Origin of the sequence: Methylococcus mesophilus (assembly GCF_026247885.1) — a bacterium.
GTDB lineage: Bacteria > Pseudomonadota > Gammaproteobacteria > Methylococcales > Methylococcaceae > Methylococcus > Methylococcus mesophilus.
On record NZ_CP110921.1, the window covers coordinates 1420964 to 1444020 of the forward strand.

Genomic DNA, 23057 nt, shown 5'->3' on the forward strand with positions numbered 1-23057 from the left:
GCCCCGTGCGTGTCTATCATTTTGTATACCTGTGAGAGACGTGATAGACCAGCCTGAAACCCGCATTCCATCGTCTACCATAAGTTTGTTTTTCGTTTTTGAGAGACTGACGATCTTTTCTTTAAATACTTATGATAGACTTCCTATCGTGTTCAATTCGTCTCACGCGCGGAGTGCTCGCCATGAAACACCAGACCATCGGTTACATTCGGGTCAGTTCTGTCGGCCAGAACACTGACAGGCAGTTGGCAGGGATAGCGTTGGATCGGGTCTTCGAGGAAAAGGCGAGCGGGAAGACGGTCACCGCTCGGCCTGTCCTGGCGGAATGCCTGGCCTACGTCCGGGCCGGGGATACGCTGGTCTGTCATTCCATGGATCGGCTGGCGCGCAACACGGAGGAACTGCTAGGCTTGGTCCGAGATTTGACCGGCAAAGGGGTGACGGTCCAGTTCCTGAAAGAAAACCTGACCTTTTCAGGGTCCGACGCCGATCCGTTCAAGAACCTGATGCTCAGCATGCTGGCAGCGTTCGGGCAATTCGAGCGTGAGCTGATCAACGAAAGGCGGCGGGAAGGTGTAGCCGCCGCCCGCGCGAGGGGAAAGAAGTTCGGGGCACCGCCCAAACTGACGCCGGAACTGTGCCAGCAGATCGATACGCTCTTGGCATCTGGGGCGAACAAGCGAGCTACGGCTAAGGCAGTCGGAATCGGGGAGGCTACTCTGTATCGCTATCTGAGCGAAAAGAGCTAGAACATGCGATGCAAAAGCAGGGGGAATCTTAGGGGGAACCATTCCATAGACGAGTCGTTATACATATGATTTTACAAATGAATTATCGATAGTTTGCGTTCCATTCTCTCCGCCAACATCCCGTCCAAGTGACGTCATACACGATCAGGACTTGCGAGAGCCTTCACCGGGAGATACTGAAAAGGCACTGCGTGTTGAAAGACGGCAGCCAAAACTCGGAGGCACGGACCAGCGACGACTGAAGAAACGGGCCGAAGCGAAAATGCATACGGATGGCCCGGCGCCGTGGCAAAATGCGCCGGCCGGCGGAGGTCTGAAACGAGGCGTCTGCCGCACACCACCGCGAACCGGGCCCGCTTGACCGGTTCCGGTCCCATCCGGTCGCATCCGACCGGCTTTTTTCATGTGACAGGTCTGCCCATGAAGAAGCTCGAAGCCCTTGAAGATATCGTCGTCTCCGTCGTGGAACCGGCCGCCGAGGCGGTGGATCGCGACGCTCTGTTTCCGCGCTCCGCCGTCACCGCCCTGGGCCAGGCCGGCCTGTTGGGACTGATCAGTTCGGCCGAGGCAGGCGGACTCGGCGGCTCGCTGGCCGATGCCAGTGCCGTGGTGTCGCGCCTGGCGCGTGCCTGCGGCTCCACCGCCATGGTGGTGACCATGCACTACTGCGCCACGGCGGTCGTTGAGAGATACGGCCCACCCGAATTGCGCCGCGAGATCGCGGCCGGCCGCCATCTTTCCACCCTCGCCTTTTCCGAATCCGGCTCGCGCAGCCATTTCTGGGCGCCGCTGGGCGTCGCCTCGGCTGACGGCGACGATGTGCTGCTGAGCGGCGCCAAGACCATGGTGACCTCGGCCGGGGAGGCCGATTCCTACGTGTGGTCGTCGCGGCCGGTGCAGGCCGAAGGCGCCAGCACGCTCTGGCTGGTCGCCGCCGGCAACCCCGGCTTGAACCGGCCGAAGCCGTTCGACGGACTGGGGCTGCGCGGCAATGCTTCTGCGCCTATCGTGGCCGAGAGCGCCCGGGTGCCGGCCGCGGCACGGCTCGGTGGCGATGGGGACGGCTTCGCCATGATGATGGAAGTCGTGCTGCCAATCTTTTCGGTACTGAACGCCTCCTGCTCACTCGGCCTGATGGAATCGGCGCTGGAGCGCTCCTGCGCCCATGCCGGCCGGACCCGGCTGGAACATCTCGGCTCCTGCCTGGCGGACCTGCCCACGCTGCGTGCTCATCTGGCCCGCGCCCGCATCCGCGCCGACGGAGTCAGGACCCTGCTGAACGACACCGTGGAGGCGCTGGCGTCCGGACGGGACGATGCCCTGCTGCGGGTGCTGGAAGTCAAGGCTGCCGCAGCGGAGGCGGCGCTGGCGGTCACCGATACCGCGATGCGGGTGTGCGCCGGGGCGGCCTTCCGCAAGGATCTCGCCATCGAGCGCCCGTTCCGCGACGCCCGTGCCGCGGCGGTGATGGCGCCCACCTCCGACGTGCTGTACGACTTCATCGGCAAGGCGGTCTGCGGCCTGCCCCTGTTCTAGAGAATCCAACCATGACCGAAACGCTGATCCTGGGTGCGGTGGCCTATGCGCCGAAGGTGGTCACTATCTGGGAAGGCTTCAAGGCGCATTTCGCCGGCCGAGGACTGGCCTTCGACTACCTCCTGTACTCCAACTACGAGCGCCAAGTCGAAGCCCAGTTCGACGGCACGATCCACCTGGCCTGGAACTCGCCGCTGGCCTGGCTGCGGGCCGAGCGCATGGCGAAGGCGCGGGGTTTGCCGGTCGATGCGGTCGCGATGCGCGACACCGACCGCGACCTGACTTCCCTGATCGTGGTACGCGCCGATGCCGGCATCGAGACCCTGGACGGCCTGCGCGGCAAAACGGTCGGCTTCGGCGCGGTCGACTCTCCCCAGGCCACCCTCATCCCGCTCGAACACCTGGCCCGGCAAGGTCTGCTGGCCGGACGCGACTTCAGCGCCCGCCGCTTCGACGTGCTCGGCGGCAAGCACGGGGACCACATCGGCGGCGAGCGCGATGCGGCGCTGGCGCTGTTGCGCGGTGAAATCGACGCGGCCTGCCTGATCGACGGCAACCACCTCGCCTTCACCGCCGACGGCACCCTGACACCGGGCGCAACCCGCATCCTGGCGCAGACCGGCGCCTACGACCATTGCAACTTCACCGCCAGCCCCGGCGCACCGGCAGGACTGGTCGGGCGCTTCGTCGAACTGTTGCTGGCCATGTCCTGGGACGACCCGGCGGTCCGCCCACTGCTGGAACTAGAAGGCCTCAAGCAATGGCTGCCGGGACGCAGCAGCGGCTACGGGCTGCTGGAGGCGGCGGTCGACCGGCAAGGGTTTTATGCTCCCGATGGACGCATCCTCGCCGCCGACTATCGATATTGAGGCGCTCGGCTTCGACCGCGGGGCGCACCTGCTGGTCAAGCGGGCCTTGAGCCGCATTCCGCCCGGCGCGACCCTGCGCGTCCTCTCCTGCGCGCCCGGCTTTCAGGCCCATCTCGCCGCCTGGTGCCGGGCGCAGGGCCATCGCTTGGCCGAAGCTAGCGGCATGCGGGCTGACATCGTCCGCGGCGGCTATCAGGCCGGACGCTGGCAAGGCGCAGAACGCTGCGGCAAGGCCGATCCGCGCGAACCCGAGGCCGTGGCCGAACGGGCGGAATCCCGCTGGGGACTGGCGGCGCGAGGAGCGACGGTGGAATCCGGCGGGCCGGAATGGCATTTCCCGCTGGACTGCAAGGCGGAGGTCTGGGCCGAAGAAGCGGCGGAACTGTACCGCCAGGCGCTGGCCGCGCAATGGGATCCGGAAACCGCGGTGGACTGGAACGCCCGGTTCGAGCTGCCGGACACGGTCGAGGACGCGGTAGTGCAGGTCATGACCTATCTCGTCGAAAACGAGAACGCCGCCCTGCTGATACCGGCCCGCTTCCTCGGCCGCCTCCATCCGCATTACCGCGAGATCATGCAGTTGCTGGCGATCCAGGTGGCCGACGAGGCCCGCCACATCGAGGTTTTCACCCGCCGCGCCCGGCTGAAACGGCGGGAACCGGCCCTGTCCACCGCCGGCGGGCAAAGCTCACTCAAGACCCTGTTCGACGCGCCGGATTTCTCGATCGCCTCCTTCCTGCTCTCGGTGCTGGGCGAAGGCACCTTCGTCAACCTGCTGCGCTTCCTCCATGCCCACGCCCCCGACCCGGTCACAGGACAGATCGCTCGGCTGGTGGCGCGGGACGAGGCCCGCCACGTGGCCTTCGGCATGGCCCACCTGCTCCACCGGCTGCGGCGGGAACCCGAGTTGCGCAGCCGGCTGGCCAATGCGGTGGAACTGCGCTACGACAGCCTCGCCGCCACCGCCGGGCTCAATGAGGAAGTCTACGACGCCCTGGTGCTGCTCGCTGCGGGCGCATGGTCGCCGGCGGCGATCGCCCTGGGTTTCGAAGCGGTGCAGGCGCTGCAGCGGGAGATGGCCGAAGGCCGCCGCCTGCGCCTGCAGAAGCTCGGCTTCGAGGAAGACCAGGCCCGGCGATTGGCCCATCTGCACACCCGGAATTTCATGTGAGGCACCCCCGATGACCGACCTCCGATTGACCACGCTCTCCCACGGCGGCGGCTGCGGCTGCAAGATCGCCCCCGCCGTGCTGTCGCAGATGCTGGCGGAACTGCCCCTGGCGAGCCGCTTTCCCGACCTGCTGGTCGGGGCGGAGACCAGCGACGACGCCGCGGTCTACCGCATCGGGCCCCATCAGGCCGTGGTCGCCACGACCGATTTCTTCATGCCGATCGTCGACGATCCTTACGATTTCGGCCGCATCGCCGCCACCAACGCGCTGTCCGACGTCTATGCGATGGGCGGCACGCCGATCCTGGCCCTGGCGGTGGTGGGCATGCCGGTGGACAAGCTGCCGGTGGAGACGGTACGGAAGATCCTGGCCGGCGGTGCGGCGGTGTGCGAAGCGGCGGGAATCCCCATCGCCGGCGGGCACTCCATCGACTCCCCCGAACCGATCTACGGCCTGGTCGCACTCGGCCTGGTCCATCCGGACAAGCTCAAGCGCAACGACGGGGCCCGCCCCGGCGACGTGCTGATCCTGGGTAAGCCCTTAGGTATAGGCGTACTCAGCGCGGCTCTCAAAAAAGGCCAACTCGATGCCACGGGCTATGCCCGGATGATCGAACACACCACCCGCCTGAACAGCGTCGGGACGGTGCTGGCGGAGCTCGACGGTGTCCACGCCATGACCGACGTCACCGGCTTCGGCCTGCTCGGGCATCTCCTGGAAATCTGCAGGGGCTCGCAACTCGGCGCCGAGATCGTTTTCGGCGACATTCCCGTCATCGACGTCGCCATGGAACTGGCCCAGGACGGCTACGCCACCGGCGCCGCCGCCCGCAACTGGGACAGCTACGGCGCTTCGGTCCGTCTGAGCCCCGAGTTGGCCGAATGGCAGCGCAAGCTGCTGTGCGATCCCCAAACCAGCGGGGGCCTCTTGGTCGCCTGCGATCCGGCGAGCGCCGGCGAGGTCATGGCCTTGTTCGAGTCGCAGGGCTATGCTCAGGCGGGCCGGATCGGGCGGATGCGGGAGCCGGGGGGTGTGACAGGCATCTGCGTTGAGATGATGAAAGATAACCCCCCTCAATCCCCCCTTGTCAGGGGGGAAGATACACCATCATCTCAGTCCCATTTCGAGGGAAAAACCGAAGCGTCCTCGCCGCACCCCCTTGATAACCCCCCCTGATAAGGGGGGCGGGGGGTTGGGGGCGGGGGGTTGGGGGCAGGGGGGTTCAGAGGGCCATCTACCTCCCCTACGACAAGAACCTCACCGCCCTGGCCCGTGAAAACCGCAGGAGCCCCACCCCGGCCGAATCCCTGCTCGGGAACAAAGTGCTGCGCTGCCCCCAGTTCGCTCGGTACAAGTTCCTGCGGCAAAAACCCCTGGGCGCCTATATCGTCGATTTCTACTGCTCCGAGCTCCAGCTGGTCATCGAGATCGATGGCGACAGCCATGCCCGGCAAATCGGATACGATGGCGAACGAACGCGCTTTCTGAATTCCCTTGGGCTGGAAGTGGTTCGTTATGCCAACCAGGAAGTCCTGCGGAATCTCGCGGGTGTTTTTTCCGATTTGTCACGCCGCATCGAGACCAAGCCCGCGTGACGCGGCCCGGGGCGCCGCCGGCCATCCCTTGCAGCAAACCGGCCCCACAAGCACTAGAATCTCCCCACCGGAACCGACCGTCCCGGCCGTCATGCAGCCTTAACCGGAGACTCCCATGGCCAAGAACACCCAGAATTCCACACCGCCCCGCAAGCTGTTCGACACCCTGAGCGATTTCTGGCAGCGGGCGAAAAGCGAAGCCGGCGTCTCGGGCGATGGGCCCGACAGCACCCGCCGCCGCAACAACATGATTCTGTACCTGCTGCTGGTGCTGTCGACCCTGTACCTGCTGAACGGCTACCAGACCCTGCGCAACGAGGAAATCCCCTACAGCGAATTCCTGAAGGCGGTGTCCGAAGGCAAGGTGGAGGAAGCGGTCGTCACCGAGCAGGCCATTTCGGGCACCCTCAAGCCCGAAGCCGAAGGCGAATCGCCCAGAGCCTTCATCACCGTGCCGCTGTGGAACCACGAACTCGCCGCGGAACTCGAAAAAAAGGGCGTGAAATACACCGTCCGCTACGGCAGCAATTGGTTCAGCAACCTGATCTTCAACTGGGTCGTACCGATCGCCCTGCTGACCCTGTTCTGGACCTGGATGGCGCGGCGCATGACCGGAGGGCGGGGTTTCCTGAGCATCGGCAAGAAGACCAAGATCCAGGCCGACACCGCCGCCAAGGTCACTTTCGGCGACGTGGCCGGGGCCGACGAGGCCAAGCAGGAGCTGCGGGAAACGATCGAGTTCCTGCAGAACCCTACCCGCATCCAGAGCTTAGGGGGACGCATGCCCAAGGGCGTGCTGCTGGTCGGCCCGCCCGGCACCGGCAAGACCTTGCTGGCCCGCGCCGTCGCTGGCGAAGCCGGGGTGCCGTTCTTCAACATCAGCGGCTCGGAATTCATCGAACTGTTCGTCGGCGTCGGCGCCGCCCGCGTGCGCGACCTGTTCGAACAGGCCCGCCAGAACGCCCCTTGCATCATCTTCATCGACGAGCTCGACGCCATCGGCCGCTCCCGCGGCGGCCCGGTGGTGATGGGCGGCCATGACGAGCGCGAGCAGACCCTCAACCAGCTGCTGACCGAAATGGACGGCTTCGACCCCTCGGTCGGGGTCGCTGTGATGGCCGCCACCAACCGCCCGGAAATCCTCGATAAGGCCCTGCTCCGCTCCGGCCGCTTCGACCGCCAGATCGTGGTGGACAAGCCGGGACTGGAGGACCGCGTCGCGATCCTCGAGCTGCATACCCAAAAAATGAAGCTCGACCTGGACGTCAACCTGCGTGTCGTCGCCCAACGCACACCCGGCTTCGTCGGCGCCGACCTGGCCAATGCCGCCAATGAAGCCGCCATCATCGCCGTGCGCGCCAACAAGACGGCGATCGGCATGGCGGATTTCGAAGCCGCCATCGACCGCATCCTGGCCGGGCCGGAGAAGAAGAGCCGCTTGCTCAGCGATGCCGAGAAACACCGCGTGGCGGTGCACGAATCCGGCCACGCCCTGGTCGCCGAAATCGTGCCTACCGGCGAACCCGTGCACAAGGTCTCGATCATTCCCCGCGGAGCGGCGGCCTTGGGCTTCACCCTGCAATTGCCGGTGGAGGAGAAGTTCCTGTCGACCGAACAGGAGCTGAAGGACCAGATCGCCATCCTGCTGGGCGGCCGCACCGCGGAGGAACTCGTGTTCGGCGAATGCTCCAGCGGCGCCCAGAACGACCTGGAAAAAGCCTCGGAAATCGCCCGCACCATGGTCTGCAGCCTCGGGATGAGCAAAGTGCTCGGTCCCCTCACCTACGGCCGCCGCCAGCAACTCGCCTATCTCAACGTCGAAGGTATCGAGGAACGCAACTTCAGCGAGGAAACCGCGAGGCTGATCGACAACGAGGTGCGGAAACTGGTCGAGGAAGGCCTGCAGCGGGTGCGCGAGATCCTCACCCAGCGCCGCGCCACGCTGGACAAGCTCGCCGCCCTGCTCAAGGAAAAGGAAGTCGTGAGCGGCGAGGAAGTCAAAACCGTCATCCGCGAAGCGGCATCCTAGCGAACGCGAAAAAGGCCGCCGGGTGGCTGCGCCGGAATTGCTGATTCCCTGGGCGGAATTCCTGTTGTGCGTCGCGCTCATCGGCATGGCGGGGTTCCGGCTCTCCCGCTACGGCGATGTGATCGCGGAGAAGACCGGCCTCTCGGGGAACTGGATCGGCCTGATCCTGCTGGCCACGGCGACCTCACTTCCGGAACTGATCACCGGCGTCAGCGCGGTCACCGTCGCGGCGGCTCCGGACATCGCCGCCGGCGACGTGCTGGGAAGCTGCGTATTCAACCTCGCCATCCTCGTCGCCCTGGACTTCCTGCATCGGCACGAGTCGGTCTACCGCCGCGCCAGCCAGGGCCATCTGCTCTCGGCGGGCTTCGGGATCATCCTGCTCGGCCTGGTGGGCATCAACCTGTTGCTGGCCGACAAGGACATCGTACCGGCGCTGGGCTGGGTCGGGCTTTACTCCCCCCTGCTCGTTCTGCTGTACCTGTTTTCGATGCGTGCCGTGTTCCTTTATGAACGCGAGCAAATGGCGGCCTTCACGGACGATGTGACCGAACAATATCCCGGCATCAGCCTGCGGCGGGCGCTGGCGCAATATTTAGGCTCTGCCGCCGTGGTCGTCGGCGCGGGTGCCTGGCTGCCCTACATCGGCACGGCGCTGGCCGAAGTCATGGGCTGGAACAAGAGCTTCGTCGGCACCCTGTTCGTCGCCGCCGCCACCTCGATGCCGGAATTGAGCGTCACGATCGGTGCAGTGCGCATCCGGGCCGTCGACATGGCGATCGCCAATCTGCTGGGCAGCAATCTGTTCGACCTGTGCATCCTTGCGGTCGACGACCTGGCTTTCCTGCCCGGGCCGCTGCTGTCGCATGTCTCGTCCGTCCACACCCTGTCGGCATTCTCGGCCATGGTCATGACCGGCATATTCATCGTAGGCCTCCTCTACCGCGCCGGCACCCGGCTGTTCAGGACCGTCGGCTGGGTCAGCATCGCCCTGCTGCTGGTATACCTGGGCAATGCGTACGTGCTTTACCTTCATGACCGTTGAGCGGTTGAAAACCGGCGCAATAGTCTCCAATTCGGCAAGCTGAAATCTTCAACTTTCAAGCTCCACAACTCAAAGGGGGAACCTACACCCATGACAGTCGCCGAAAACCGAGTGACCCTGGGCTTCGAAGCCGAGGTCAAGCAACTGCTCCAGCTGATGATCCATTCCTTGTACGGCAACAAGGAAATCTTCCTGCGCGAGCTGATTTCCAACGCCTCCGACGCCGCCGACAAGCTGCGCTTCAGCGCGCTCGGCAACGAAGCGCTGTATGAGGGCGACAGCCGGCTCCGGGTGCGGATCGAGTTCGACAAGGCCGCCCGCACCGTGAGCATCAGCGACAACGGTATCGGCATGACGCGCGAGGAGGTGCAGCACAACATCGGCACCATCGCCCGCTCGGGCACCCGACAGTTCTTCGAATCGCTGACCGGTGACGAGAGCAAGGACAGCCAGTTGATCGGCCAGTTCGGCGTGGGCTTCTACTCCGCCTTCATCGTCGCCGACAAGGTGGTGCTGGAAACCCGCAAGGCGGGCGCTCCGGCCGAGGAAGGCGTGCGCTGGGAGTCCGCCGGCGAAGGCAATTACAGCCTGGAATCCGCGGCGCGGACCGAGCACGGCACCCGCGTGACGCTGCACCTGCGCGAAGGCGAGGACGAGTTCCTGGATGGCTGGAAGCTGCGCTCGATCGTCCGCAAATTCTCCGACCACATTTCCCTGCCCATCGAGATGCTCCAAGAGGCCGGCGAGCCCAAGGAAGGCGAAGAGCCGGCTGCCGAGGTCTGGGAGACGGTCAACAGCGCCTCCGCACTGTGGGCCAAGAACCGCGAGGAGATCACCGACGAGGCCTACAACGAGTTCTACAAGCACGTCTCGCACGATTTCCAGGAGCCGCTGGCCCGCGTCCACAGCCGGGTCGAAGGCACCAACGAATATACCCTGCTGCTCTACGTCCCCAAGCACGCGCCGTTCGACCTCTGGGACCGCGATTCCAAACGCGGGGTAAAGCTCTACGTCCGCAAAGTCTTCATCATGGAAGACTCGGACAAGCTGATGCCGCGCTACCTGCGCTTCGTCCGCGGCGTGATCGATTCCGACACCCTGCCGCTCAACGTTTCGCGCGAAATCCTCCAGGAAAACAAGCAGCTGGAGAAAATCCGCGGCGGTGCGGTGAAGAAAGTGCTGGGTCTGCTGGAAGACCTGGCGAACAACGAGCCGGACAAGTACAAGGAGTTCTGGGGCGATTTCGGCCAGGTGCTCAAGGAAGGCCTCATCGAGGACTTCGCCAACAAGGACCGACTCGCCAAGCTGCTGCGCTTCAGCTCCACCCACACGGACAGCGAGGACCAGACGGTTTCCCTGGACGACTACCTCGGCCGGATGCAGGAAGGCCAGGACAAGATCTATTTCGTCTCGGCCGAGAGTTTCGGCGCCGCCAAGAACAGCCCGCACCTGGAAATCTTCCGCAAGAAGGGCATCGAGGTGCTGCTGCTGAGCGACCGCATCGACGAATGGCTGGTCGGCTACCTGACCGAATACGAGGGCAAGTCGCTGCAGTCGGTGGCGCGTGGCGACCTGGACCTGGGCAAGCTGGCAGGCGAAGAGGAAAAGGCCGAAGCGGAAGCCGAGAAGGCGGAATTCGCCCCGCTGGCCGAACGGCTTAAAAAGGCGCTGGAGGCCCAGGTGAGCGACGTCCGCCTGACCCACCGCCTGACCGATTCACCGGCCTGCCTGATCTCGGAATCCTACGGCATCAGCCGGACCATGGAGCGGATCATGAAGACCGCGGGCCAGGACGTCCCCGGCAGCAAGCCGATCCTGGAAATCAACCCGCATCACGGTTTGATCGCGCGCCTGAAGACGGAAAGCGAGGATGCCCGCTTCGAGGACCTGGCTTCCGTCCTGTTCGATCAGGCCGTGCTGGCCGAGGGCGGCCAGCTCGACGACCCGGCGGCGTTCGTGCACAAGCTGAACGGATTGCTGCAGAGCCTGCTCTGAAGCCTCTCAGGCCCTTCGGCGAGCGCCGCGGGGCCTTTCCTCAACGCTGGGCAATGGGCACGTAGGGACGCAGCCTTTCCCCCGTGTAAATCTGGCGCGGGCGGGCGATCCGCATGCCCGGGTCCTCCAGCATTTCCTTCCAATGCGCGATCCAGCCCGGCAGCCGGCCGAGCGCGAACATCACCGTGAACATGTTGGTGGGAATCTTCAACGCCCGGTAGATGATGCCGGAATAGAAATCCACGTTGGGATAGAGCTTGCGCTCGATGAAGTAGGGATCGGTCAGCGCGACCTCTTCCAGCCCCTTGGCGATCTCCAGGATCGGATCGTCGATGCCGAGATAATTGAGCACCTCGTCGCAATATTTCTTGAGGATCTGTGCGCGGGGATCGTAGCTCTTGTACACCCGGTGGCCGAAGCCCATCAGCCGATAGGGGTCGTTCTTGTCCTTGGCCCGTTCGATGAATTTCTTGTAGCAGCCGCCGGCCCGATGGATCTCCTCCAGCATCTCGATGACGGCCTGGTTGGCGCCGCCGTGCAGCGGTCCCCACAGGGCGCAGATGCCGGCGGAAATCGCCGCGAACAGATTCGCCTTGGACGAACCCACCATGCGGACGGTCGAGGTGGAGCAGTTCTGCTCGTGGTCGGCGTGGAGGATGAACAGCACGTCCAGCACCTTGCGGATCAACTCGTCCGGCACATAGCCGCGCATCGGCCGGGTGAACATCATGTGCAGGAAGTTGGAGATGTAGTCGAGCTCCGGCCGGGTATAGACGAAGGCCTCGCCCACTGAACGCTTGTAGGCGAAGGCGGCCAGCACCCGCACCTTGGACAGGAGTCTGGAAATGGTTTCGTCACGCTCGTCGATGGTCTGGTCCGGTTTCAGCAGTTCGGGGTGATAGACCGAGAGCGAGCAGACCATGGAGGAGAGGATCGCCATCGGATGGGCATGGCCGGGATACGAGGTGAAGAAGCTCTTCATGTCCTCGTGGATCAGCGAGTGGTGATGAATCTTCTCCTTGAACCGCGCGTACTGCTCCACCGTCGGCAACTGGCCGTAGATCAGCAGATAACTCACTTCGACGAAGGTCGACTTCTCGCTAAGCTCGGCGATGTCGATCCCGCGATAGCGCAGAATGCCCTGTTCGCCGTCGATGTAGGTGATGGCCGACAGGCAGGAGCCGGTATTTCCGTAGCCGGGGTCGAGCGTGATGTAGCCAGTCTGCGCGCGCAGCTTGGTGATGTCGATCGCTTTCTCACCCTCGGTGCCTTCGATCACCGGGACTTCCGCGACGCCTTCGTTCAGTTCAAGTTTGGCAAAATTCGACATAAGGAATCCATATTTTGGGACAGCAATTCAAACTCTATAGTCGGCACCTGGGTCCCCAAAACCCTTTCCGCGTGCTGCTTTGCGGACCCGTGCCGTTCGCCGTGCGATGAATGCATCTTATCCGGGAAGCGGACACACTTGGGCTGATCTTAACATTCCTTTTGCGCACACTGGACTTCATCGGTTAGGGTTACAGGCTGCCGCCCACCTTCGAGCGCTCAGCGGGATCGCCCGTAGACGGACGCCGCGGCCTGATTTAACCAGCGGAATGAAATACCAGGAGGAATAGAGTGGAGAGCTTCCGGACCGACCTTTTGTTGATTGCGCTCATCGCGATGCTCGCGCCCCTGCTGGCCGAGTTGCCGAAAAGCTTTCGGATGCCCATCGTCGTAGCGGAAATCGTTATGGGCATCATCGCCGGACCGCAGGTGCTGCATCTGGCGGAACCGTCCCTGGTTGTCGACGCGCTGGCCCGTCTCGGCTTGACCTTCCTGATCTTCCAGGTCGGCATGGAAATCGATCTCGGGAAAATCGGAATGCGGCCACTGGCGATCGGGGCGCTCGGTTGGGCGCTGTCCTTCGGCGTTGCCATTCTGTGCGTGCTCCTGTTCCAGGCAATGGGCTTGATCCCCCTGCCGCTGCTGCTGGCTGCGGCAGCTCTGACCACCACCGCGCTGGGCATACTCGTGCCCATCCTGCGCGACTCCGGGGAAATCGATACCGAATTCGGCAAGTATGTGGTGGCTTCTGGAGCGTTCGGCGAACTCGGCCCGATGTTCCTCTTGTCCTTCCTGGCGATTCCGGACGACAGCAATATCCTCCATACCCTGTTCGTGCTTTCCTTCGTGGCGATCACCCTGGTTACGGCATACCTTGCCATCCGGGTCCGGTCCTCGAAGGTGATCGATCGCCTCGCCCGCTCCATGCAGCGCAGCGGTCAATTTCCCGTGCGCATCTGTATCGCCCTGCAGGCGCTCCTGATCCTCCTGGCCGGGAAGTTCGGCCTGGACATCGTCATGGGCGCCCTCGCCTCGGGCATGGTCGTGGGACTCGCCAGCAAAGGACCCGGAGGCGAGGCACTGCGGTCCAAACTCGACGCCATCGGATACGGCTTTCTCGTCCCCATATTCTTCGTCACGGCAGGCATACGGTTCGATCTCGACGCGCTCTGGGCAAGTCCCCTCGCGCCGCTCCAGGTCGTCATCCTGCTCGGGTTGCTCATATTGGTCCGGAGCGTTCCCTTGTGGGTTTACCGGCGCAGTCTGGCGCCCGCCGACGCCATCCCGTTCATGCTGTATTCCGCGACGGGTTTGCCTCTGATCGTCGTGATCACCGAGATCGCCCTGTCGTCGGACCTGATGTCGCCGGAACGTGCGGCGGTCCTGGTCAGCGCCGGCATGATCTCGGTACTTGCTTTCCCGATTCTGGCCGACAGGCTGCGAATAAAGCTCGGCCTGCCGGCATCAGGAGCCGAAGTCCCTATGCATGAGAAGTGAGCGTTCATGAAAACCCATGCCCAGTTCCCCTATGTGGCCGTCGCGGCTCTGCTGCTGCAGGCGTGGCTTACCGCCCTCGGCGACGACTCCCCCAAAGAATCGCCGTCGATCGAGGACATCGGACACAAGATGAAGGAAACCGCCCGGGCCATCGGCGACTACTCCTCTCAGAAGGGGAACGAGGCCGCCGACTCCGTGAAATCCGGATTCAGCGAGCTGAAGTCACGAACCGGCGAACAGTGGCAGCAGGTCGACCGGGCAGCACGGGACACGTCGAAGGAAACGCTCGACCAGGCCTCGACCCAGGCGGATCGCATCAAAACCGGCTCGCAGGACGCCTGGGGCCATCTCAAGAAAGGATTTTCCGACGCGTTTTCATCATTCCGAAGGGCTTGGGACAAAGACCGTCGGGACAGCGACTCGAGCGAATAAAGCGGCCCGTCGCGGCCGTGGGGCGACATGCAGTACCATCAGGTACCACTCGCCACTGGAGCCGGGAGACTGCCATGCGTAAGACCAGCTCACCCACAATCGCCCCGTCCGAAATCACGCCGAGGGACATGTACTTCGGCCGCCGCCGCTTCATGCAGGCGGCAGCCGGCGCGGCGGCTGCCGCCCTCCTGCCCCGTGGGCTCAGCGCGGGCGAGAACCTGCCCGGCGTGCGGACGGGCGCCTACGTCCTGCCGGACGCGCTGACTCCCTTCGAAGACGTCACCCATTACAACAATTTCTATGAGTTCGGAACGGACAAGGAAACGCCGTCCCGAACCGCCGGCAGCCTCAAGACCCGCCCCTGGACGGTATCCGTGGAAGGCGAAGTGCAGAAACCCAAGGTGTTCGACGTCGACGAATTGCTCAAAGTCGCCCCTCTCGAGGAGCGCATCTACCGCCTGCGCTGCGTCGAGGGCTGGTCCATGGTGGTGCCCTGGGTGGGTTTTCCGCTGGCCGAACTCATCAAGCGCGTCGAGCCCACCGGAAACGCCAAATTCGTCGAGTTCATCACGCTGCACGACCCGATCCAGATGCCCGGCCAGAAGTCATCGGTGCTGGACTGGCCCTACCGCGAGGCCCTGCGCCTCGACGAGGCCATGCATCCCCTCACGCTCCTGGTCTTCGGGCTTTACGGCGAAGTGCTGCCGAATCAGAACGGCGCGCCGGTTCGGATGGTCGTGCCCTGGAAATACGGCTTCAAGAGCGCCAAGTCCATCGTCCGCATCCGCTTCGTCGAGCAGCAACCGATCTCGACCTGGACACGGGCGATCCCGGACGAATACGGCTTCTATGCCAACGTCAATCCGGACGTGGACCACCCGCGCTGGAGCCAGGCGAAAGAGCGCCGGCTCGGCGAATTCTTCAAGCGGCCCACGCTGATGTTCAACGGCTACGCCGAACAGGTCGCCCACCTCTATGCCGGCATGGACCTCAGGAAATTCTTCTAGGGGAAGGAAGCATTTGCGGCCCGAACCGAACGCACTGCGGGCCGCGGAAACCGCCGTGTTTCTCGCGGCCCTGATTCCGCTGGCAAGGCTCGCCGCCGGCGCCGCGCTCGGCACCCTGGGCGCCAATCCCATCGAAAAGATCATCCGGACGGCGGGCTACTGGACCCTGAGCTTTCTGCTCATCACCCTCGCCGTCACGCCCTTGCGCATCCTCCTGCGGCAGCCCTGGCTGGTGCGTTTTCGGAGGATGCTGGGCTTGTTCGCATTCTTCTATGGCACACTGCATTTCACCGGCTATCTGGTGCTGGACCAGTTCTTCGACTGGCAGGCGATACTGAAGGACATCGCGAAACGCCCGTTCATCACGGTGGGCTTCCCTTCTTTCGTGCTGCTGATTCCGCTGGCGGTCACGTCAACCGATGCGATGATGCGCCGGCTCGGCGGCAAGCACTGGCAGCGCCTGCACCGGCTGGTCTACGTCTCGGCCGTCGGCGGGGTGATCCACTACCTGTGGCTGGTGAAGAAGGACATCGCCGATCCTCTGAGGTTCGCGATCCTGCTCACCGTGCTGCTCGGATTCAGGGCGATCGTCCTGCTGCGCCGCCGCGCCCGCGCGGTCTCGGCGGCTTGAGCTTTCCCGTCAACGCACCAGGACCCAGGGAAAAACCACCGTATAGGTCATGCCGTACACCGCCCCATAGACCGTCAGCCGGCAAGCGCGGCCGATCGCCGGGACGATTCCTGCGCGTCCGGCCGGCGCAGCCGCGACCGGGGCATCCATCGATCCGGCAGCCGGAATCCCTGCCGCAGCCGCCGTTGTTTCCGCGTCTTCGGCCGGCTTCCGCCGTGCCTTGCGCACTGCGGTCGAGAGTTTCACCTTGCTGTTGTTCGCCACGATGCCTTCCTTCAAGCACTGAGATTCAGAATACGGCGGGGCCGCAAATCCACCGATACAAACGATCGATCTCCTCCGCCCCCTTGCCCCGCGGTTCGAATTCCTGGATCGACTTGCCGCAAGTGAGCGAATGCACGTAAGCCGCGCGCTGCACGATGCGCACCGGGGCCAGCGTGACCTCATAGCCGGCGACGGCTTCCGCCGCCTCGTCCGCCAGCGCTCCGCGCGAGGGAATCGAATTCAGCACCACCGCCGCGGGTGTACCGGCCAGCCGGGCCAGGTCGATGGTGGTGCCGATCGCGTGCAGATCGAGCACCGCGGGCCGGCAGGGAATGAGGATCAGATCGGCGGCACGCGCCGCCGCCAGCGCTGCAGTCTCCGAATGCGGCGCCGTGTCGATCACCGTGAAACCGCCGCCGTCGGCACGGGCTCTGTCCAGGCATTGCTGCAGGCGGTTCGCCTGGGCCGACTCGACCCGCGGCGCGAGCGCCTCCCGGTTGTCGCCCCAGACGCTGGCGCTGGCCTGGGGGTCCAGATCGACCAGCGTGACGCTCCGGACTCCCGCAAGCTCCGCCGCAACGGCCAGGTTGATGGCCAGAGTGGTCTTGCCGGCTCCGCCTTTCTGCGAAATCACTGCGATGATTTTCATGGCCCAAAGCTACTGGACAAGCCCTATCCGGGTCAACCCGCGCCACGCTGTGCGGCTGATGCAAAGCCGGCTAAACTCAGGACTGTCGGCAAACCGGCCCGGTTTCCAGCCGCTACCAGCAACCTTGGAACGCCACGATGCTCCGACTGACCCGCAAAGTCTTCGTCGACCTGTCGATCTGGATGATCGGCTTCGGCCTGTTGATCGGGCTGATTTTTCCGTTCTTCGCACTGAGTCTGGGGATTCCTTCCTCATTCGTCCTGACGCCCTGGTTTTTCGCGGCTTGCATCACTGCCGGATTCGCCGTGGGTGCGATGAACATTGCGCTGGCGCGTTCGGTCGTCGGCGAGCGGCTGCGGCTGCTGGCGGAACGGATGAGCCTGGTCGCAAGCCGGCTGAGAAGCATGGCGCACGGCGACACTGCCGAAAAATGCACCCCGGACCATTGCACCATCCAGGTCGATTCCGACGACGAAATCGGCGACAGCACCCGGGCATTCAACCAGTTGATCCATGCGCTGGCGCTTTCGATCGAAACCGAAACGGCGGTGCGCAACTTCACAGAGATGTTGGTCAGCCAGCTCGACGTGCATCAGCTTACCGAACAGGCCTTGGCGCTCTTGCTGCAGCACACCGGCGCGGACGGCGGGGCGATCCTGATCGAAGTGGAGGGAGAAATCCGGGTCGCGGCGTCGCAGGGCATCGGCAGCGCCCACACTCTGGGGAACAACGACCGCGTCCGCAGCGCCTTGCGGAGCGAGCGCCGCCACAGGGTGAAACTGCCCGAGGACCTGGTGGTGGACGGCATGCTGGCGCAGTTCCGGCCGCGGGAAGTCATCATCGACCCCGTGCTGCACAAGGAGGTGATCCTCGGGGCGGTCGTGCTGGCCAGCGGTCATGGCTTCAGTGCCGAAGACCGGAATCGTCTGGACGTCTTCGAAAGAGGCCTCGCGCTGGCATTGCACAATGCGCTCCTGTACGACCGTTTGCAGACCCTGGCTGCGCTCGATCCCCTCACCGGCGCCTACAACCGCCGGTTCGGGATGGCCCGGCTGGGCGAAGAGTTCAGGCGCGCGGTCCGGCTGAACCTGCCGCTCGGCCTCCTGATGTTCGACATCGACTATTTCAAACGAATCAACGACACCTACGGCCATCTGGCCGGCGACCGGGTGCTCGCCCGCGTCGCCAAAACCGCGCGCACCGTGCTGCGCGAGGGGGACGTCCTGGTCCGCTACGGCGGCGAGGAGTTCATCGCGGTCCTGCCCGCCGCATCACTGCACGACCTCGAATACGTAGGCGAGCGACTGCGCCACATGGTCGAAGACCTCATACTGATGGATGGCGACCAGTCGATACGCGTGACTGTCAGCATCGGGGCGACCGCGTATCCTGACACCGACGTGGAAAACGACACCGCCCTGGTCGACCGTGCCGACAAGGCGCTTTACACCGCGAAATCGGGCGGGCGCAACCGCGTGGTCGTCACCTGACGCCGCATTTCCCTCGCTCTTGCAACAGGACACGACATGAACATCTACGACTTCGAAGTCCGCACCCTGGACGGCGAAACCATTCGCTTGGACGTCTACCGGGGCGAGGTTCTCCTGATCGTCAACGTCGCCAGCCGCTGCGGCTTCACCCCGCAGTACGCCGGCCTGGAAGCGCTGTACCGGCGCCACCGCGACGCCGGCCTGGTGGTGCTGGGCTTCCCCTGCAACCAGTTCGGCGCCCAGGAGCCGGGCAGCGAGGCGGAAATCAGGCAGTTCTGTTCGAGCCGGTACGAAGTGAGCTTCCCGCTGTTCGCGAAGATCGAGGTGAACGGCGAGCATGCCCACCCGCTCTACGCCTATCTCAAGTCCGCGCAACCGGGGCTGCTCGGCAGCGAAGCCGTCAAATGGAATTTCACCAAGTTTCTGGTCGGCCGCAACGGTGAAGTCGTCAGGCGCTACGCCCCGACCGCGGCGCCGGAGAGCATCGAACCCGACCTCTTGCCGCTGCTGGCCGCGGGGAGCGGGGGCTAGGGACTGTAGTTGTGGGCATCCAGAATGCGGCCGTAGGTGCCGTCGTTCTTCATCGCCTTGAGAGTCCGGTTGAAATCGTCGACGATCCGCGCGTGATTGGGATTGGCGCGGCTGACGGCGATGTGGAGCTGCTCCAGGCCGACCGGCCGCGGCAGGAATTCGAGGCGGTTCTCGCTCTCGGGCAGGTATCTCTTCGCCGTGTATTCCAGCACGTGCTTGTCGTCGATCACCAGATCGCATTGGCCCTCCACCAGTTCGGTCAGCGCCTCGACCAGGGTGTCGTTGGCGATCTTCAGCACCCCGCCCGCACGGAGAAATCCTGAAGGATAGCCGTAGTTCTTCACCATACCGATTCGCAGGCCCCGGATGTCGCCGTAATCCTCGAACTCGATGTCGGTCCATTTGCGCTTGACGAAGCGGACGTCGTTGACGAGGTAAGGATCGCTGTAGTCGAGATATTGGGCGCGTTCGTCGGTGTACCAGATGTTCGCGACCACGTCGTAGACGCCGATGCTCGCCCCTTCCAGGTCGCGCGACCAGTCGTCCACCGTGAGTTGCGTGGTGTAACCGGCGCGGGAAAACACGGCGGACACCAGATCGATGGCCAGACCGCCGCCCGTGGCGGTCGGGTCGACATAGGGCGGCCACTCGTCGGCCACCACGCGCAATTGCTCGGCCCTGGCGGCCAGGGCAAAGAACAACAGCATGGCAGCCAGACTCAGCTTAGGCAGTTTGGACATCTTGGGACCCCGTTCCTTGATGAAATTGGTCGATGGCAGCACGGTTGAAGGAAATGCGCAATGGCTGCGGTGGGAGAAAAATAGCACTCGCGCGGCCCACCGCGCTCGGTTCGGAAGTGTAGAGGGAGTAAGCGACGAAATCGAGACGCTGGAAATTTCGAACAAGTCCGGCTACGGGCTTTGCGCACAGATGGCTATACTTTGGACCGGCGCTGGAGTTATGCAATTTACGCGCTGCCGGGCGCCTGACTCAGGAGCCTACCCGGCCGGAACCGGAAACAACGCGCACGGGGACCCAAACCCTGTCGATAAATACGATAAAGAGGCTGCCATGACCCGCGCAAGAATCCCCGACATCGGGTTCCACGGATCCCGAAATCCAGCATTGGAAAAAGTATCGAAACCCGTGCGCTGGTTGCCAGCCGCCGGAGCCGTCGTCTTGCTCGGCGCGACCGCTTTGGACACGCAGGGCGCCTCCGCGGCGGTCAACACCGCCGATGCGGTACGCTTCCTCGAACAAGGCAGCTTCGGGCCGACCGATGCCGCCATCGCGGAAGTGCAGAAACTCGGCTTCAGCGGCTGGCTGGACATGCAGCGCAACCTCCCGGCTTCGCGCTTTCCGGATCTGCCCGAGTTTCCTTCCAATCCCGCGGAAGGCTGCCCCAAGGACGATCCGTCAACTTCCCAGAACTGCTACCGGGACCATTACACCCAGTTTCCCCTGCAGATGCAGTTTTTCCTGCATGCCTTGGGCGGGACGGACCAACTACGCCAGCGGGTGGCTTTCGCATTGAGCCAGACGCTCGTGGTGTCCGGGGTCCAGATCCAGCAGCCCAGTGCCCTGGCGCCCTACCTCAACATCCTGGCGGACAACGCGTTCGGCAATTATCGCGACCTGCTGGAAAAAATCACGCTGAATCCCGCCATGGGCGATTACCTCGACATGGTGAACAACGACAAGCCGAGCAGCGACGGCAAGTTCAAACCCAACGAAAACTACGCCCGCGAAATCCTGCAGTTGTTTTCGATCGGCCTCTATCAGTTGAACACGGACGGCACCCTCAAGCTCGATTCGAAAGGCCAGTCCATCCCGACCTATACCCAAGACACCATCGGGAACTTCGCCCGCGTCTTCACCGGCTGGACCTATGCCCCCAAGGACGGCGCCACGCCCAAGAAGCACAACCCGCGCAACTATCTCGTTCCCATGGTGCTGTACCGGGTCAACGGCGCGGACACCAACCACGACAAGGGCGCGAAGCCACTGCTCAGCTATTCTGGCGCGGTGTATTCCACGTTGCCGGCCAACCAGGACGGGGAAACCGACCTCAAACAGGCGCTGGACAACATTTTCCGGCATCCCAACGTCGGGCCTTTCATCGCCAAGCGGCTGATCCAGAACCTGGTGACCAGCAACCCGAGCGCGGCTTACGTGGGACGGGTCGCCAGGGTATTCAATAACAACGGCTCCGGCGTCCGGGGGGATCTGTTCGCCACCGTCAGGGCGGTCCTGCTCGACAAGGAAGCGCGCGGCGCTTCGCGCCGGGAAGCGGGATATGGGCGGTTGCGAGAGCCGGTGCAATTCGTAACCAACCTGCTCCGCGCATACAACGCCCAGAGCGACGGTGTGCTGGCCGAACTCCCCAAGGCCATGGGCCAGAACCTGTTCTACTCGCCTTCCGTCTTCAACTATTACCCCCGTGAATACACCGTCCCCGGAACGGCGCTGCAAGGGCCGGAATTCGGCATCGAGTCCAGCGCCGCCGCGCTCAACCGCGCGAACGTCGCCTATCTCCTGATTCTTTCGAAACTGCAGCTTCCGGGGGCGACGACGCCGACCACGATCGATCTGAGCGGACTCGACGCCCTGGGCGCCAATCCGGACGCCACCCAGCTCATCGAATCGATCAACCGGCTGCTGATGCACTCCTCGATGTCGAAGGACATGAAGACCACCGTCGGCGCCGCCCTGCCATGCACGCGCAAGGCCGGCCAGGGCAGCTGCACGGAAGCGCATCTGCGCGCGCAGATCGCCCTCTATCTCGTCGCGACCTCGTCGCAATATCTGATCCAGAGGTAACCGCCATGATGTCACGCCGAAAATTTCTTAAGCAGTCGAGCCAGACACTGGGGGCAGCCGCCCTGCTTTCCAGCCTCGGCCGGATCGTCCCGGCCCAGGCCGCCGCGGGCGATTACAAGGCCCTGGTCTGCATCTTCCTGGCGGGCGGTAACGACAGCAACAACACCGTCATCCCCTACGACGACTATGCCGCGTATCAGGCGGTCCGCGGCACCGGCGCGCTGCTGAACATCCCGCAGGCCCAACTGCTGCAGATCGCCGCGGCCAGCCACCAGGACAAGCTGTTCGGGCTGCATCCCAGCCTGCCGGAATTGCAGGCGCTCTATGCCTCCGGCAGACTCGCGGTCCTGGCCAACGTGGGCACGCTGGTCCGCCCGATAACAAAAACCGAGCTGCTGGGCAGCGGACCGCGCCCGGAAAACCTGTTCTCGCATTCGGACCAGCAGGCCCAGTGGCAGTCGGCCACGGCTTCGAGTTCCGGCCAGTCCATGCCCACCGGGTGGGGCGGGCGGCTGGCGGACGACATCGGGAGCGCCTACAACCCCGGCATCAGCTTTCCCATGGTCACCTCCCTTGCGGGAGTGACCCTGTTTTCCACCGGCAAGACCACCAGCCCGATCGTTCCCGGTGCGACGCTCATCGGCCTCGACGGCAAGGACCCGGTGGCGACGGCGGCCTATAACGCCGTGCGCAAGCTCCAAGGGCTGGACCTGGGGATGACCTTGGTCAAGGCCAAGAGCGCCATCACTTCGTCGGCCATCGACAACAGCCGAACCCTGCAATCGGCGCTGAAAAACGCACCGGCTCTGTCCACCCCCTTCCCCGGCACCAGCATAGGCGGCCAGCTCAAGACCGCGGCCAGCATCATCGCCGCGCGCGGCACGATCGGCCTCAGCCGGCAGATATTCTTCTGCACCCTGGGCGGCTTCGACACCCACGCCGGACAGCCGGGAACCCAGAGCAGCCTCCTCGCCCAGCTCAGCCAGGCCATGAAGGCGTTCTACGACGCCACCGCGGAACTCGGCGTGGAAGCCAACGTCACCACCTTCACCCTCTCGGACTTCAACCGCACCTTCCAGCCGAACTCCGGCCTCGGCACCGACCACGCCTGGGGCAGCCATCATTTCATCCTGGGAGGCGCCGTGAACGGCGGTGATTTCTATGGCCGGTTCCCGGCGCTGCAACTGAAGGGGCCGGACGACCTGACCGGCGAGGGTCGCTGGATACCCACCACTTCGGTGGACGAATACGGCGCGAAACTGGCGGAATGGTTCGGGGCCGCGGACCTCGCCGCGGCATTTCCCAACCTCGGCAACTTCGACACAGGCCGCACCGATCTCGCCTTCATGAAGGCCGGCTGATCGGCGCTGCGGATCATCAATGCTCCGGAGCGTCGAACCCGCTCCGGCGCCCTCGC

21 protein-coding genes are annotated in these 23057 nt (G+C 64.1%); 17 read left to right on the plus strand and 4 right to left on the minus strand.

The genetic code is table 11. From position 1 onward, the window contains the following. Positions 1 to 182 precede the first annotated feature (182 nt). The 9 genes from OOT43_RS06500 to htpG all read left to right on the plus strand — a co-directional run bounded on the left by OOT43_RS06500 (position 183) and on the right by htpG (position 10990). Complete coding sequence (locus OOT43_RS06500) at positions 183 to 749, plus strand: recombinase family protein (protein WP_266024021.1); 567 nt, start codon at positions 183 to 185, stop codon at positions 747 to 749. Between the two features lie 420 nt (positions 750 to 1169). Further along, positions 1170 to 2285 carry an acyl-CoA dehydrogenase family protein gene (locus OOT43_RS06505; protein WP_266024022.1) on the plus strand — a complete coding sequence of 372 codons (1116 nt, stop codon included), beginning with the start codon at positions 1170 to 1172 and terminating at the stop codon, positions 2283 to 2285. 11 nt (positions 2286 to 2296) lie between these two features. Next, complete coding sequence (locus OOT43_RS06510; protein ID WP_266024023.1) at positions 2297 to 3154, plus strand: phosphate/phosphite/phosphonate ABC transporter substrate-binding protein; 858 nt, start codon at positions 2297 to 2299, stop codon at positions 3152 to 3154. After that, positions 3120 to 4325, plus strand: a complete 1206-nt coding sequence (locus tag OOT43_RS06515) for a ferritin-like domain-containing protein (protein WP_266024024.1) — start codon at positions 3120 to 3122, stop codon at positions 4323 to 4325. Before OOT43_RS06510 ends, OOT43_RS06515 begins: the two co-directional genes overlap by 35 nt. 10 nt (positions 4326 to 4335) lie before the next feature. Continuing rightward, the gene (selD, locus tag OOT43_RS06520; RefSeq protein ID WP_266024025.1) at positions 4336 to 5502 is read left to right on the plus strand and encodes a selenide, water dikinase SelD; all 1167 of its coding nucleotides are present in this window, start codon (positions 4336 to 4338) and stop codon (positions 5500 to 5502) included. Between the two features lie 89 nt (positions 5503 to 5591). Continuing rightward, entirely contained in the window at positions 5592 to 5921 is a 330-nt protein-coding gene (locus OOT43_RS06525) for an endonuclease domain-containing protein (RefSeq protein WP_266024846.1), read from the plus strand. Between the two features lie 115 nt (positions 5922 to 6036). After that, positions 6037 to 7950 carry an ATP-dependent zinc metalloprotease FtsH gene (ftsH, locus tag OOT43_RS06530; RefSeq protein ID WP_266024026.1) on the plus strand — a complete coding sequence of 638 codons (1914 nt, stop codon included), beginning with the start codon at positions 6037 to 6039 and terminating at the stop codon, positions 7948 to 7950. Between the two features lie 22 nt (positions 7951 to 7972). Next, entirely contained in the window at positions 7973 to 8995 is a 1023-nt protein-coding gene (locus tag OOT43_RS06535; protein WP_266024027.1) for a sodium:calcium antiporter, read from the plus strand. A gap of 90 nt (positions 8996 to 9085) precedes the next feature. Further along, positions 9086 to 10990 (plus strand): molecular chaperone HtpG, encoded by a 1905-nt coding sequence (gene htpG / locus OOT43_RS06540; protein WP_266024028.1) that lies wholly within the window; start codon positions 9086 to 9088, stop codon positions 10988 to 10990. 40 nt (positions 10991 to 11030) lie between these two features. Here htpG and OOT43_RS06545 read toward each other — a convergent pair whose 3' ends face one another. Then, positions 11031 to 12320, minus strand: coding sequence for a citrate synthase (locus OOT43_RS06545; protein WP_266024029.1), 1290 nt, complete (start codon positions 12318 to 12320; stop codon positions 11031 to 11033). Between the two features lie 290 nt (positions 12321 to 12610). Between OOT43_RS06545 and OOT43_RS06550 the strand changes: the two genes are divergently transcribed. The 4 genes from OOT43_RS06550 (at position 12611) to OOT43_RS06565 (ending at position 15886) form a co-directional block, all read left to right on the plus strand. Beyond that, a complete protein-coding gene (locus OOT43_RS06550) occupies positions 12611 to 13816 on the plus strand; it encodes a cation:proton antiporter (RefSeq protein ID WP_266024030.1) in 1206 nt (401 codons plus the stop codon). 6 nt (positions 13817 to 13822) lie between these two features. Next, positions 13823 to 14248: a hypothetical protein gene (locus OOT43_RS06555; protein WP_266024032.1), complete on the plus strand. Its 426-nt coding sequence runs from the start codon at positions 13823 to 13825 to the stop codon at positions 14246 to 14248. Positions 14249 to 14322: 74 nt separating this feature from the next. Then, entirely contained in the window at positions 14323 to 15255 is a 933-nt protein-coding gene (gene msrP, locus OOT43_RS06560; RefSeq protein ID WP_266024033.1) for a protein-methionine-sulfoxide reductase catalytic subunit MsrP, read from the plus strand. A gap of 13 nt (positions 15256 to 15268) precedes the next feature. Next, positions 15269 to 15886: a protein-methionine-sulfoxide reductase heme-binding subunit MsrQ gene (locus tag OOT43_RS06565; protein WP_266024034.1), complete on the plus strand. Its 618-nt coding sequence runs from the start codon at positions 15269 to 15271 to the stop codon at positions 15884 to 15886. A 9-nt stretch (positions 15887 to 15895) separates the two neighbouring features. On the opposite strand, the gene OOT43_RS06570 is transcribed toward OOT43_RS06565, so the two are convergent. Both OOT43_RS06570 and OOT43_RS06575 read right to left on the minus strand, forming a co-directional pair. Continuing rightward, positions 15896 to 16150, minus strand: coding sequence for a hypothetical protein (locus tag OOT43_RS06570; RefSeq protein WP_266024035.1), 255 nt, complete (start codon positions 16148 to 16150; stop codon positions 15896 to 15898). A gap of 25 nt (positions 16151 to 16175) precedes the next feature. Beyond that, positions 16176 to 16799, minus strand: a complete 624-nt coding sequence (locus OOT43_RS06575; RefSeq protein ID WP_266024036.1) for a ParA family protein — start codon at positions 16797 to 16799, stop codon at positions 16176 to 16178. Positions 16800 to 16936: 137 nt separating this feature from the next. Here OOT43_RS06575 and OOT43_RS06580 point away from each other — a divergent pair, with 137 nt between their 5' ends. Both OOT43_RS06580 and OOT43_RS06585 read left to right on the plus strand, forming a co-directional pair. Continuing rightward, on the plus strand, positions 16937 to 18289 hold the full coding sequence (locus tag OOT43_RS06580; RefSeq protein WP_266024037.1) for a GGDEF domain-containing protein: 1353 nt from the start codon (positions 16937 to 16939) through the stop codon (positions 18287 to 18289). A gap of 36 nt (positions 18290 to 18325) precedes the next feature. After that, complete coding sequence (locus OOT43_RS06585) at positions 18326 to 18820, plus strand: glutathione peroxidase (RefSeq protein ID WP_266024038.1); 495 nt, start codon at positions 18326 to 18328, stop codon at positions 18818 to 18820. On the opposite strand, the gene OOT43_RS06590 is transcribed toward OOT43_RS06585, so the two are convergent. Further along, complete coding sequence (locus OOT43_RS06590; RefSeq protein WP_266024039.1) at positions 18817 to 19560, minus strand: substrate-binding periplasmic protein; 744 nt, start codon at positions 19558 to 19560, stop codon at positions 18817 to 18819. The genes OOT43_RS06585 and OOT43_RS06590 overlap by 4 nt on opposite strands. A gap of 331 nt (positions 19561 to 19891) precedes the next feature. Here OOT43_RS06590 and OOT43_RS06595 point away from each other — a divergent pair, with 331 nt between their 5' ends. Together OOT43_RS06595 and OOT43_RS06600 are read left to right on the plus strand one after the other, a co-directional pair. Continuing rightward, positions 19892 to 21640, plus strand: coding sequence for a DUF1800 domain-containing protein (locus OOT43_RS06595; protein WP_266024041.1), 1749 nt, complete (start codon positions 19892 to 19894; stop codon positions 21638 to 21640). Between the two features lie 5 nt (positions 21641 to 21645). After that, entirely contained in the window at positions 21646 to 23001 is a 1356-nt protein-coding gene (locus OOT43_RS06600) for a DUF1501 domain-containing protein (RefSeq protein ID WP_266024042.1), read from the plus strand. Positions 23002 to 23057 lie beyond the last annotated feature (56 nt).

Coding starts and splice junctions, on each gene's coding strand:
- OOT43_RS06575 (WP_266024036.1), bottom strand. CDS start 16,799: ATGAAAATCATCGCAGTGATTTCGCAGAAAGGCGGAGCCGGCAAGACC.
- OOT43_RS06510 (WP_266024023.1), top strand. CDS start 2,297: ATGACCGAAACGCTGATCCTGGGTGCGGTGGCCTATGCGCCGAAGGTG.
- OOT43_RS06515 (WP_266024024.1), top strand. CDS start 3,120: ATGGACGCATCCTCGCCGCCGACTATCGATATTGAGGCGCTCGGCTTC.
- OOT43_RS06555 (WP_266024032.1), top strand. CDS start 13,823: ATGAAAACCCATGCCCAGTTCCCCTATGTGGCCGTCGCGGCTCTGCTG.
- OOT43_RS06505 (WP_266024022.1), top strand. CDS start 1,170: ATGAAGAAGCTCGAAGCCCTTGAAGATATCGTCGTCTCCGTCGTGGAA.
- selD (WP_266024025.1), top strand. CDS start 4,336: ATGACCGACCTCCGATTGACCACGCTCTCCCACGGCGGCGGCTGCGGC.
- OOT43_RS06545 (WP_266024029.1), bottom strand. CDS start 12,320: ATGTCGAATTTTGCCAAACTTGAACTGAACGAAGGCGTCGCGGAAGTC.
- msrP (WP_266024033.1), top strand. CDS start 14,323: ATGCGTAAGACCAGCTCACCCACAATCGCCCCGTCCGAAATCACGCCG.
- OOT43_RS06585 (WP_266024038.1), top strand. CDS start 18,326: ATGAACATCTACGACTTCGAAGTCCGCACCCTGGACGGCGAAACCATT.
- OOT43_RS06600 (WP_266024042.1), top strand. CDS start 21,646: ATGATGTCACGCCGAAAATTTCTTAAGCAGTCGAGCCAGACACTGGGG.
- OOT43_RS06590 (WP_266024039.1), bottom strand. CDS start 19,560: ATGTCCAAACTGCCTAAGCTGAGTCTGGCTGCCATGCTGTTGTTCTTT.
- ftsH (WP_266024026.1), top strand. CDS start 6,037: ATGGCCAAGAACACCCAGAATTCCACACCGCCCCGCAAGCTGTTCGAC.
- OOT43_RS06580 (WP_266024037.1), top strand. CDS start 16,937: ATGCTCCGACTGACCCGCAAAGTCTTCGTCGACCTGTCGATCTGGATG.
- htpG (WP_266024028.1), top strand. CDS start 9,086: ATGACAGTCGCCGAAAACCGAGTGACCCTGGGCTTCGAAGCCGAGGTC.
- OOT43_RS06500 (WP_266024021.1), top strand. CDS start 183: ATGAAACACCAGACCATCGGTTACATTCGGGTCAGTTCTGTCGGCCAG.
- OOT43_RS06595 (WP_266024041.1), top strand. CDS start 19,892: ATGACCCGCGCAAGAATCCCCGACATCGGGTTCCACGGATCCCGAAAT.